Consider the following 13,627-nt stretch of genomic DNA (forward strand, 5'->3'; position numbering starts at 1 on the left):
ACACCTCGTACCGATATCGACGCGCACTGCCACTCATCCGCGCCGCGCGCGGACCAGCCAGTGTTCGTTCCACCTATCCATCCATCCCGACTACCGTGCGCCGCTCGTGCGGCTGCCCGGCGTTGCCGATCATCTCACTGAGCGCGACAATCCTCGCACCGGTCCCGTCGCCGGGCTCGGCGACGGCCACCGCGGCCTCGGTGAACACGTGGCTCACCTCGTCCGCACCCCCCTGGTCTGCCCCCATCACCAGCGTCGCACCCGCGATCGCGGCCGCGACGATCTCGAGCACGCCCGCCACCGAATCCGGTCTGCCCGCCGCTCGCGTACGCGATTCGAAGTTGAGCCCGGTGCGCTCGGCAACCTGCTCGGCCGCGGTCGCCAACTCGTCGTAGCTCAGCGCGCGGCCGCCGCCGACGAACGCCACGTCGTCGCCGCGCAGCGCGCGGGTGCGATGGGCGTAGCCGATCGGGCGCGGCGATTCCGCGGCCAGTTCGGCGCGCAGCGCCGGGTCGGCGAGGTCGTACCAGTCCAGGCCGTCGGGTGCGTCGAGGATGTCGATGGTCAGGCCGAGCTTCACCTCGAGGCTGCCCGGCAGGCGCGCGTTCATCGTCATCAGCGGCACCACCGCGGCGCCGGCCTTGAGCACCGCCCAGGTCGCGATCGCCGCATCCACCCCGCGGTCGAGGCGCACCGCGACTCCGGTGCCGGGCCCGGCGCCGCGGGCGATCAGCGAGCGAGCCAATTGCGAAGAACGGGCGTCGAATTCGGCGTAGACGATCTCTGATTCGCCCAGATCGAGAGCGGGCGCGTCCGGGTCCTCCTCCACCGCCGAGGCCAGTTCCTGCGCCAGCGCGGCGCCGTTGGCCGACGGCGCGGGCGCATAGGCCGCGGCGGTCAGTTCACGTTCGCGTTCTCTGGCATCACGCAGGTCGATATCGCCGACTCGCACCGTGGGATCGGCGGCGACCGCGGTGACGATCTCGGTGAGCCCGCGTGCGAAAGCCGCGACAGTGTGCTCGTCGAAAAGGTCGGTGGCGTAGGTGAAGACGACGCCGATCTCGTCGGGTTCGCCGGTCGCGGACAGACGCGGTTCGACATTGACCTGGAGGTCGAACTTGGCGGGCCGGGCCGCGAGGTCCATCGCCTCGATGGTGAGGCCGGGCAGGCGGAGCACGGGCGTCTCGTTGTTGTGGAACGAGAGCACCACCTGGAACAGCGGGTTGTGCGACACGGTGCCGGTCGGGGCCACCTCCTCGACGACTCGCTCGAACGGCAGGTCGGCGTTGGCGAACGCGGCGAGGCCGACTTCACGCGCGGCGCTGACCAATTCGTCGAATCCGCGGCGCGGGTCGACTTCGGTGCGCAGGGTCAAGGTGTTGACGAACATGCCGACCAGGTCATCGAGTTCGGGTTCGCCGCGTCCGGCGATCGGGGTGCCGATCGCGATATCGGTGCTGCCGGAGATCCGCGCGAGCAACACCGCGAGTGCCGCGTGCACGACCATGAACAGCGAGGCGTTGTGCCTGCGGGCGATCTCGGCGAGGCCGACATGGACGTCGGTGGGCAGCGTGGTGCTCACGTCGGCGCCGCGCAGCGAGGCGTGCGAGGGGCGGGGATGGTCGTGCGGGAGTTCCACCGTGCCGAGATGTCCCGCCAGGGTGTGCCGCCAGAATTCCAGCTGCCTCGCGGCGGTGGAGTTCTCATCGGATTCCGCGCCGAGTACCTCGCGCTGCCACAGCGCGTAGTCGGCGTACTGCACGGGCAGTGGCGCCCAGGCGGGCGAGCGACCTTCGACGCGGGCCCGGTAGGCGATCACGAGGTCACGCGCCAGCGGTGCCAGGGAGGCGCCGTCGGCGATGATGTGCTGCACCACCACGGCGAGCACGTATTCCTCCTCCGCGAGCGGATCGTCGGCGCGGGCCGTGAACAGCCCGGCGCGCAGGGGAACTCGCTCGGCGACGTCGAAACCACCGGAGAGCAAGCGGATTACCCGTTCGCGCGGATCGTCGCACTCCTCGAGCGCGAGGCCGGTGGGCAACACCGCGCTGACAGGCAGGATCTCCTGGTACGGAACAGCTTCGGCGTCATCGGCCGGGAAGCGGGTACGCAGCGCCTCGTGCCGTTCGAGCACGTCGGCGACGGCGTAGCGCAATGCCGAGGTGTCGAGCGCGCCGCGCAGCCGCAGGACCAGCGGGATGTTGTACGCCGGTGAGTCGGGATCGATGCGGTTGAGCAACCACATCCGCTGCTGCGCGGGTGAGAGCGGAATGACGCCTCGATCCTGCGCCGGGATCAGCGGCGGTCGTGGCGCGGTCACCGAACCCGGGCGCACGCGCGCGGCGAGTGAGCCGACGGTCGGCGCCTCGAACAGGTCGCGCACCACCAGGTCGGTACTGAGTGCCTGGTCGATGCGGGCGATGGCCCTGGTGGCGAGCAGCGAGTTGCCGCCGCGGTCGAAGAAGTTGTCGTCGAGACCGATCTCGGGCACGCCGAGCAGGGACGCGAACACCTCGGCGACGCTGAGTTCGATGGGCGTGGTCGGCGCGCGGAAGGTGGTGGCTGCGGTGAACTCCGGTGCGGGCAGGGCCGCCCGGTCGAGCTTGCCGTTGGTGGTCATCGGCAGTTCGGGGACCACCACGACCGCGTCGGGAACCATATAGCCGGTGAGGAATTCGGCGACGGCGGCGCGCACCTGCACCGGGTCAAGTGCCGTGGCCACGCGCGCCCCGGAGTCTTCGTCGGCGAAGCCCGCGCCGCCACGTTCGAAGCGTGCCCCGACCGGGCTCTTCGGACCGGCGACCTCGAGCTCGACCAGATCTGTCGCCGCGACGACGTAGGCGATCAGACGGTCACCGGCGTGCTCGTCGGCGCGCACGATGACCGCGGACTGACCGACGCCGGGCACCCGGAGCAGGGCGGCCTCGATCTCACCCGGTTCGATGCGGAAACCACGCAATTGGACCTGTTGGTCGCCGCGGCCGCCGTATTCGAGGGTGGGGGTGCCGCGGAAACCGATCCAGCGGCCGAGATCACCGGAGCGGTAGCGGCGCGCGCCGGGTTCGCCGAACGGGTCGGCGACGAAGCGGGTGGCGGTGAGGCCCGGCTTGCCGAGGTAGCCGCGCGAGAGTTGGTTGCCCGCGATGTAGAGCTCACCCGCGACGCCGAAGGGCACCGGGCGCAGCCGATCGTCGAGGACCACCACCGACAGCCCTGGCAGTGCGCGGCCGATGAGGCTGCCGGGCAGTTCGGCGGCATCCTCACGCCGCTCTACCGCCGCATCCGCTCCCCCGACGTCCGCCCGCTCGGCCACGATCTCCGCCGTCCGTGAAGTCAGGACCTGGTGGGAGACATGGACCGTCGTCTCGGTGATGCCGTACATGTTGACGAGTTCCGGCGCGCCATGGCCGTTGCCGTACCGGTCGTACCAGCGGTTGAGCTTGCGGGGGTCGAGGGCCTCGCCGCCGAAGACCACGTAGCGCAGTGGCAGCGGTGTGGCGCCCGCGGCCTGTGCGGCGCGGTCGGCTTCGTCCAGTTGCGCGAAAGCGGTGGGGGTCTGACTCAGCACCGTCACGTGTTCGGTGGCCAGCAGCTCGCGGAATTCGATCGGCGAACGGGAGGTCAGGTGGTCGACGACGACGACCGACGAGCCGCCTGCCAGCGCGCACCACAGTTCCCAGATCGAGAAGTCGAAGGCGAAGGAGTGGAACACCGTCCACACGTCGTCCTCGTCGAAGGTGAACAGCAACTGGGTGTTGGCGAACAGCTCGAGCACATTGCGATGGGTCACGCCGACGCCCTTGGGCAGGCCGGTGGAACCCGAGGTGTAGATGACGTACGCCAGGTGATCGGGGTACAACCCGGCGCGGCGTTCGCCAGGATGCAGCGGGGCCTCGGAGTAGACGGGTTGCTCGTCGAGCAACACCACGGGCAGATTCGCGAGGGGCGTCAGCAGTTCGTGCTCCGCCGAGGTCGACAGCAGCACAGCGGGTTTCGCGTCGGCGAGGATGTAGCCGAGGCGCTGCGCCGGGTATCCGGAATCGATCGGCAGATAGCCCGCACCCGACAACAGCACCGCGAGCAACGCGACCGGCAATTCCTCGGTGCGCGGAACAGCAACGGCCACCAGGGTTTCCGGGCCCGCGCCCTGCGCGATGAGCGCACGCGCCAGCGCCGATGCCCGGCCGAGGAGATCGGCGAACGTGATAGATCGCTCCCCCGCTCTGATCGCGATCGCATCGGGTCGCTGTCGCGCCTGGGCGGTGATCAGATCGGCGAGGGTCACCTCGGGAACCGCGATGCCGGGCGAATTGCCCTCGCGCAGCACGAGTTCACGCTCACCGGGCGCGAGCACGTCGATGTCGCCCACGGGCTTGGCCGGATCGGCCACCACCGCGGCGAGGACCCGCGTCCAGCGGTCGGCGAAGTCGGCGACGGTGCCGCGATCGAAAAGATCTGTGGCATAGACGAACGTGGCCGCCATGCCCTGCGGTGCGCCGTCGATGCCGATGTGTTCGGTGAGCTCCACCTGCAGATCGAACTTCGCCAGCGGCACCGCGAAATCGGCGGACGACACGGCGAGGCCGGGCAGGGCGAGATCGGAACGGGCCAGGTTCTGGAAGGTCAGCATCACCTGGAACAGCGGGTGCCGTGCGGTCGAACGCACCGGCTCCAGCAGTTCGACGAGGCGCTCGAACGGCACGTCGGCATGTCCGAAGGCCGCGAGATCACGCGATCGAACCTCGGTGAGCAACTCGGCGAAGTTCGCCGCCGGATTCACCTCGGTGCGCAGGACAAGGGTGTTGACGAACATGCCGATCAGCTCGTCGAGCGCCTGCTCACCACGGCCGGCGACCGGGGTGCCGATCGCGATGTCGCGGGTGCCGCTGAGCCGGGCCAGCAGCATGGCCAGCGCGGTGTGCACGACCATGAACAGCGTGGCGTTGTGCTCGCGGGCCAGTGCGGACAGGCCGGCATGGACCGAGGCGGGCACCTGAATGCTCAGCGAGCCGCCCGCCCGGCTCGAGACCGCCGGACGGGGGCGGTCGGTGGGCAGTTCGAGCTGTTCGGGCAGGCCGGACAGGGTCTTTCGCCAGAAGGCCAGTTGCGCGGAGAGCAGTGAACTCGGGTCGTTCTCGACGCCGAGCAGTTCGCGCTGCCACAGCGTGTAGTCGACGTACTGCACCGGCAGCGGCGGCCACTGCGGCGCGCCGCCACCGCGTCGTTCGGCGTAGGCGGTGAGCAGATCCCTGGTCAGCGGCGCGAAGGAGAATCCGTCGGCGGCGATGTGGTGCACCACGCACACCACGACGTGCTCGCTGTCCGAGATCGCCAGCACCCGAACCCGCACCGGCGGACCGGCCGTGACGTCGAAGCCGGTCAGCGCCGCGGCGCCGATCGCCTCGGTCAGCTCGTCCTCGGCCACCTCGACGACGTCGAACTCGGGCATCGCGGCCGGATCGCCCGCCGCCAGCACCAGCTGGTGACCTTCGCCGTCGAGCACGGCGCCGTAGCCCTCGGAACCGACGCCGCCGGATACCGGATAGACCGTGCGAAGAACTTCGTGGCGGGCGATCAGGTCGGCGATCGCGGCGCGAAGGGCGGGTAGGTCGAGGCGACCGGAGAGCCGGACCGCGACCGGGATGTTGTCCACCGCCGACGCGGGGTCGAAGCGGTTGAGGAACCACATCCGCTGCTGGGCGTAGGACAGCGGGATCAGTTCGGGGCGCGGACGCGGCGTCAACGGGAGCGCGTGCGCCGACAGTCGTTGCTGCTCGGCGCGATTGGCGAGACCGGCGACGGTCGGCGCCTCGAAGACCGCCTGCACCGGCACCCGCACATCCAGCGCGGCACCGATGCGGGCCACCGCCTGGGCGGCGAGCAGCGAGTCGCCACCCAATTCGAAGAAGTCGTCGTCGGCGCCGACCCGGCCCGCGCCGTCACGCAGCAACAGCGCGGCGAACACATCGGCCACTACCTGTTCGGCCGGGGTGGCGGGCGCGCGGAAGCCGCGCACGGTGAACACCGGCGTCGGTAGCGCGGCGCGATCGAGCTTGCCGACCGGGGTCAGCGGCACGGCGTCGAGCACCATGATCACCGACGGAATCATGTACGCGGGCAACGTTTCCGCGAGGAACTCCGCCAGCGCTCCGGTATCGACCGTGTGGCCGACGCGGGGCAGCACATAGGCGACCAGCGCCGTCGCACCCGATGGCATCGTCTTGCCCAGCGTCACCGCGTAGTCGAGGTCGGGGTGCGCGGTGAGCGCGTTGTCGATCTCGCCCAGCTCGATCCGGAAGCCGCGCACCTTCACCTGAAAATCGGTGCGGCCGAGGTATTCCAGCGTGCCGTCGTGTTCGTAGCGGCGGACCAGATCGCCGGTGCGGTACAGCCTGCCCGGCCAGAACGGCGAGGCGACGAAACGTTCGGCGGTGAGCCCCGGCCTGCCCAGATACCCCTGCGCCAGCGCGGGGCCGGACAGGTACAACTCGCCGACCACTCCGGCGGGTACCGGCCGCAGCCGGGCGTCGAGCACGTACAGACCCATGCCGGGCACCGCGGTGCCGATGGTGATCGGCGCGTGCGCCCGCAGCGCCACGGTGCTGGTGGCCAGGATCGTGGCCTCGGTGGGCCCGTAGCCGTTGTAGAACGCGCGCCCACCGGTCGCCCAGCGGCCGACGAGCTCAGGACCGAACCGGTCGCCCGCGACGATCACGGTCGCCAGATCCGGCAGCCCGGCCGGATCGACGGACTCGAGCGCGCCCGGGGTGATCAGCAGGTGGGTGATGCGCTCGCGGCGCAGCAGGTCCGACAGTTCGAAACCGCCGAACACCCGTGGCGGCGAGATCACCAGCGTGGCGCCGACGCCGAACGGCAGCAGCAGCTCGAGCACCGACACATCGAAGTTCGGCGAGCAAACATGCAGCACGCGCGAATCGGGTTCCACGCCATAGTGTTCGCGCTCGGCGGCTACCAGCGTGGCCAGCCCGGCATGGGTCACCACGACGCCCTTGGGCTTGCCGGTGGAGCCGGAGGTGTAGATGACGTAGGCGGGATGCCGTTCGTCGATCGGGCGGACCCGGTCGGCGTAGCTCACCGCGTGCGCGGGCCGTACGGCGATGCGTTCGGCGACCACCGGGTCATCGAGTTCGATCCAATACGCGGTGGTGCCGAGGCAGGCGCGATGGGCCGCGGTGGTCAGGCCGATGGTCGCGCCGGAGTCGGCCACGATGTGGGCGATCCGGTCGGCCGGGTAGGCCGGGTCGACCGGCACGTACGCGGCACCGGTCTTGGCGATGGCCCACACGGCGAGCACGGATTCGATCGATCGGGCGATCGCGATCGCGACGACATCGCCCGCGCCCATGCCACGGTCGATGAGTTCACGAGCCAAACGCGAGGATCGCTCGTCGAGCTCACGATAAGTGAGCTCGAGTTCCGCACCGGGCATCCCGGTCGGGTTGTAGCGCAGCGCGATCGAATCGGCCGCGGATTCGACGGCGGCCGTGAGTAGCTGACCGAACAACGGAACGCCGGTAGCACGTCGGCGACCGGCACGGCCCGTGCGGCGGGGGGTTTCCACAGACCAATACACCTCTCGCGTCCGGCGGCCGAGTCGGACACAGCATAGCCACACCTACATAGCCGCTGCCGACCGTCGCCGAGGTGTGCGCCACGACACACCAACTCTATCGCAACGGAATCGTAATGCCCATCGAGCCCGTTACGGACACATATCGACGGATCCGTGCGCACCCGCGACGACCTGGGCAATTGCCGCTGCGAACGTGGCTACCGCCACAGTCGAGAGCATCTGCTGGTGAGTGGCCTGGACCGGGTGGTCAGCAATGATTCCGCTGACGAACGGCCGCCATCGCGAGGCGCCGTCCCCCAGCTTTTGGGGGGTCCGCACGGCGGTGAAATAGGTGAGATCGCCCTCGAATCCGGTGTGTTCGAGCTCGGTGAGCAACGCCACCGAGTGCAGCGCGCCGCGGTACATGCCGACGAATTGCGCACGCGAGATCGGCGCGTCGCCCGCCAGCGCGTCGTGCAGCGATTCGAGCGCCTCCTCGCCCAGCTCGGTGAGCCGGTCGGGTAGCTGGTGCTCGGGGATGCCGAGTTCGACGAGCACATGCCGCAATTCGGTACCGAAATCGGCGAGTGCGGCACCGGGGAGGCTGTCGAGCATCGTCAGCGATGCCACCGTTTCACCCTCGGCCTGTAAACGGGTCGCGACAGCCTGTGCGAGCACGCCGCCGAGCGACCAGCCGAGCAGCTGATAGGGACCGTGCGGTTGGACGCCACGGATTTCGGCAAGGTAGCGATCGACCAGTTCTTCGGCTGATGTGGGCCGGAATTCCGGATCGCTCAGCGCGGGCGACTGGATGCCGACCACGGGCAGATCGTCGGGCAGATACGGCACCAGGCTCGCGTAGGCCCATGCCAGACCGGAGACCGGGTGCACACAGATCAGCGGCGGGCGGGTGCCGCGGCGCGCGATCGGGAGCACGACCGAGAGCGCGGCTTCGAGGTCGGCGGCGCCGGCCGGTCCGTCGCTGATTCTCGCGGCGAGACCGGCGACGGTCGGGTCGGCGAAGAACGCCGCGACGGTGAGTTCGACGCCGGTGTGTTCGCGTAGGTGGTGCACGACGCGGGTGGCCAGCAGCGAGTTACCGCCGAGGGCGAAGAAGTCGTCGTCGAGGCCGGGGGTTCGCGCGCCGAGGACCTCGGTGAAGACGGCGGCTACGGCGATCTCGTGATCGGTCTCGGGTGCGCGATAGCGGCGCGGTTCGAGGACCGGCGCCGGGAGGGCGGCTCTGTCGAGTTTGCCGTTGGCGTTCAGCGGGAGGTGGTCGAGAACGACGAATGCGGCGGGGACCATGTAGGACGGGAGCACGTGCGCTACGGCGGCTTTGGCTTCCGTGGCGGTGAGCGAGGTTCCGGACGCGGGGACGACGTAGGCCACGAGCCGGTCGCCGAGTTGCGGATCCGTCGACGCGATGACCGCCGCCTTGGCGATCTGCGGCGCGGCGAGCAGGGCGGCCTCGATCTCGCCGAGCTCGATGCGGAATCCGCGGATCTTCACCTGGAAGTCGGTGCGACCGCGGTAGTCGAGCTCGCCGTCAGCCGTCCAGGCGACGAGGTCACCGGTGCGGTACATGCGCGCGCCGCCGGGTCCGGCGAAGGGGTCGGCGACGAAGCGGTCGGCGGTGAGGTCGGGGCGGGCGTAGTAGCCGCGAGCGAGCTGCGCGCCCGCTAGATACAGCTCACCTGCGACACCGGGCGGGACCGGGCGGAGCCGGGCGTCGAGGATGTAGGCGCCGCTGTTCCACACCGGCCGACCGATCGGGACGGTGGCGCGATCGGCGGTGGTGACGCGGTGGTCGGTGATGGAGACCGCGGCTTCGGTGGGGCCGTACAGGTTGTGCAGTGCCGCCGAGGTCGTCGCCAGGAAACGCTGGGCGGTAGCGGCGGGCAGGGCCTCGCCGATGGCGAGTACGCGGCGCAGTGAACGCGGGAGCGCGCCGGCGGATTCGGTGAGCAACGCGTCGAGCATCGAGGGCACCACATGCAAGGTTGTCACCGCTTGCGTGGCGAGTACACGCAGCAGGTAGGCGGGGTCGCGGTGGCCGTCGGCGGCGGCGATCACCAGGCGACCACCACAGCTCGCGGCCGACCAGAACTCCCAGACCGAGAGGTCGAAGGTAGCGGCGGTCTTCAACAGGACCGAGTCGTCACGACCGAGGCCGAAAGCAGCTGTCTTCCAGAGCAACTGATTGACGATCGCGCCGTGCGAGACCGCCACACCCTTCGGCTTGCCGGTCGACCCCGAGGTGAAGATGATGTAGGCCGTGTTCTCCGGACGCAGCACACCGACGCGCTCGCTCGCCACGATCGGCGCGGTCGAGACCGCGGAAGTATCGATCGTGTCGATAGCGATCACCGGCGCCGACACAGTCGCGAATCCGTCACGCGTGGTGGTCAATACGCAGGCAGGCGCCGCCGTATCGAGGACGTGAGCGACGCGGTCGGCGGGCTGGTCCGGGTCGACGGGGACGTAGGCCGCGCCGGTCTGCGTCACCGCGTACATCGCGACGACGAGGTCGGTGGAACGCCGGATCGCCAGCGCCACGCGGTCCTCTACTCCCACGCCCCGCGTGATCAGATGTCGCGCAAGCTGATTCACCCGCGCGGCGAAATCACGATAGGTGAGCCGCGCGCCGTCGGGATCGACGAGCGCCACACCATCGGGGTCGGCTGCCGCGCTGTCATCGAACAGCGAGGCCAGCGTCGCGGACGGGCACGAGTGGTCGGTTGCGTTCCAGTCGTGCAGAATTCGTTCCCGCTCGACATCGGAGAGCAGTTCCAGCTCGTCGACAGGACGTTCGGGCGCGGTGGCGATCGCGGTGAGAACTCGCACGAAACGGTCGGCGTAGGTCTGGGCGGTCGACGCGTCGAACAGGTCTGTGGCATAAGTGAATACGCCACTGATCCCCTGCGCGACGCCGTCACTGTCGTAGGCGTCGGCGACGATGGCGTGCAGATCGAACTGGGAGACCGCGAGGTCCACGTCGACGCCCTCGACCGCGGTCTCGCCGAGTTCGAGGCCGGTGCGGCTGAGGTTCTGGAAGGACAGGCCGACCTGGAACAGTGGATGGCGGGCCGTGGAGCGGGCGGGGTTGATCGCCTCGACGAGGCGCTCGAACGGGAGGTCCGCGTTCGCGAACACCTGGAGGTCGCTGTCCCGTTGGCGGGCGAGTAGTTCGGTGAACGACTCGCCGGAGGTGAGGGTGGTGCGGAAGACCAGGGTGTTGACGAACATGCCGATCAGGTCGTCGAGCGCGGCCTCACCGCGGCCGGCGACGGGAGTACCGACCGCCAGATCGTCGGTGCCCGCCAGCCTCGCCAAGGTCACCGCGAGGGCGGTGTGCACGACCATGAACAGCGTGGCACCCTGCGTGCGCGCCAAAGCCAGCAGAGCGCGATGGGTTTCGGCGTCGACCTCGATCGGAACGCGACCACCGGCGAAGGTCTGCACGGCCGGACGCGGCCGGTCGGCGGGCAGGTCGAGCTGGTCGGGCAGCCCGGCCAGCGCCGCGCGCCAGTAGGAGAGCTGAGCCGAGGCCAGCGACTGCGGATCGTCCTCGCTGCCGAGCAGGTCTCGCTGCCACAGCGAGTAATCGGCGTACTGCACCGTCAGCGGCGCCCACTCCGGCGCGTTACCGGCCGAACGCGCCGCATAGGCCAGCATGAGGTCCCTGGTCAGCGGCGCGAGCGAAGAGCCGTCACCGGCGATGTGGTGCACCACCACCGCCAGCACCGATGCGTCGGCGTCGAGCTCGAACAGCGCGACTCGCAACGGCACCTGGGCGCGCACATCGAACCCGGACGAACCGAACTCGTGCATGGCGGCGGTGAGCTGATCGGGTGCGATCGAGCGCACCTCGAGCCGGGGCGTCGCCTCGGTCTCGGCGAGGATCTGCTGGATCGGCCCGTCGTCGGTCTCGGGGTAGATCGTGCGCAGGGTTTCGTGCCGGGCGACGAGGTCGGCCACCGCAGCGCGCAGCGCCTCGACATCGATGGCGCCGTGTAGCCGCACCGCCATCGGGATGTTGTAGGCGACCGATCCGGGGTCGAACTGATTGAGGAACCACATCCGCTGCTGAGCCAGCGACAGCGGAATCCGCGCGGGCCGCTCCCCCGCCGCCAGTGCGGGACGAGCACCCGCACCGGCGGATTCGGCGAGTCGCCGTGCCAGCGTTTCCACCGTCGACGCCTCGAACAGCAGTCGGACCGGGAAGTCGGTGTCCAGCGCGGCGCCGAGGCGGGCGGCCACCTGGGTGGCCATCAGCGAGTTGCCGCCGAGGGTGAAGAAGTCGTCGTCGAGGCCGAGCTGGGTGTCGCCGAGGTCGAGCACCTGGGCGAAGGTGCCCGCCACGATCTGCTCCACCGGCGTAGTGGGAGCGCGGAATTCGGCGTGCTCGAGAATCGGTGCGGGGAGCGCCTTTCGGTCGAGTTTGCCGACCGGGGTGAGCGGGATGGCGTCGAGTTCCATCAGCACGGTCGGCACCATGTGCGCGGGCAGACTGCGCTCGGCGAAGGCGGTGAGGGCGGCGGTATCGACGGCAGCGCCCGGCGCGGCGTGCACATAGGACACCAGAATGGTTGCGCCGCTGTCGAGTTCGTGGCCTATCGTGGCGGCGAAGTCGAGGCTCTCGTGCGCCGAGAGCACCGCGTCGATCTCGCCGAGTTCGATCCGGAAGCCGCGGATCTTCACCTGGAAGTCGTTGCGGCCCACATAGTCCAGCGCGCCGTCGGCCGTCCAGCGGACCAGGTCGCCGGTGCGGTAGAGGCGAGAACCGGCCGGGTCGAACGGATTCGCGACATAGCGCGAGGAGGTGAGTCCGGGGCGGGCGTGGTAGCCACGGGTCAGCTGGGCGCCGGTGATGTAGAGCTCGCCGGTGACGCCGGGCGGAACGGGACCGAGCCGGTCGTCGAGGACATATTCGGCCACGCCGTTGATCGGGCCGCCGATGGTCATCGGATCGCCCGGTTTCAGCGGCACACTGATGTTGGTGACGATGGTCGTCTCGGTGGGCCCGTACACATTGTGGAACTCGCGCAAGGTGCCGTCGGCGAGCGGTATCGCCCAGCGCCGCAGCAGATCCGGCGGCACGGATTCACCACCGACTGCCACCACCCGGAAATCGTCGAGCCCGTCCGGATCGATCGAGGCCAGCGCGGCCGGGGTGATGAAAACGTGGCTCACCCGCTCGCGCCGCAACAGGGCGGCCAGATCGTCGCCGCCGTAGACACTCGGGTCGACGATCACCATCGTGGCGCCTGCCCCGATCGCCAGCAGCAGTTCGAGCAGCGAGGCATCGAAGGACGGTGAGGCGAAGTGCAAAGTGCGCGAGCCGGATTCGACACCGTAGTGGCGCGTCTGTTCCGCGCTGAATCCGGCGAGTCCGGCCTGGGTCACCGCGACACCCTTGGGCAGGCCGGTGGAGCCGGAGGTGTAGATGAGGTAGGCGAGGTCCTCGGCCCGCACCGGACGCAGCCGGTCGGCGGCGGTGATCGCCGCACCGGAGATGTTGTCGAAGAAGGGCTCGTCGCCGTCAGCGGGCCGACCCGGCTGGTGACCGTCGAGTGGCAGCCACCGCACCTCGCCGGGGAGGCGGTCGGCGACCGCGGCGACGGTCAAGCCGAAGACGGCACCCGAGTCGGTGACCATGTGGGCCACGCGGTCCGGCGGGTAGTTCGGGTCGACCGGGACGAAGCCCGCGCCGGTTTTGGTGACGGCCCAGACGGCGAGCACGGACTCGACCGAGCGCGGGATTCCGATTGCCACCAGGTCGCCCGCGCCGATGCCACGGTCGATCAGCAGGCGGGCGATGCGATTGGAGCGCTCGTCGAGTTCGGCGTAGGTGAGGCTGCCGATGGTGCGGGTGGCGTCGGCGAGGACGACCGCGAGACCGTCGGGGTTGGTCTCGACCGCGGTGGCCAGCAGCTGTGCCAACGCGGTGACGCGCGGGCGACGCGTACGTACCGGTCGGGTTCTTGCCGGTCGTGTCATAGCTGTTCCACCTCACCCATCACCGAAACTTGTTGTCTCGCACCAGCTCCC

General features: G+C 69.7%; 2 protein-coding genes. Both read right to left on the reverse strand.

Annotation, left to right across the window (positions count from 1 at the left end; all coding sequences use genetic code 11):
- Positions 1–73: 73 nt before the first annotated feature.
- Positions 74–7,582 (reverse strand): non-ribosomal peptide synthetase, encoded by a 7,509-nt coding sequence (locus tag NS1_RS06100; protein ID WP_084503544.1) that lies wholly within the window; start codon positions 7,580–7,582, stop codon positions 74–76.
- 141 nt (positions 7,583–7,723) lie between these two features.
- On the reverse strand, positions 7,724–13,576 hold the full coding sequence (locus NS1_RS06105; RefSeq protein ID WP_062982482.1) for a non-ribosomal peptide synthetase: 5,853 nt from the start codon (positions 13,574–13,576) through the stop codon (positions 7,724–7,726).
- Between the last annotated feature and the right edge of the window lie 51 nt (positions 13,577–13,627).

This window comes from Nocardia salmonicida NBRC 13393 (genome assembly GCF_001613085.1).
Classification (GTDB): Bacteria; Actinomycetota; Actinomycetes; order Mycobacteriales; family Mycobacteriaceae; genus Nocardia; species Nocardia salmonicida.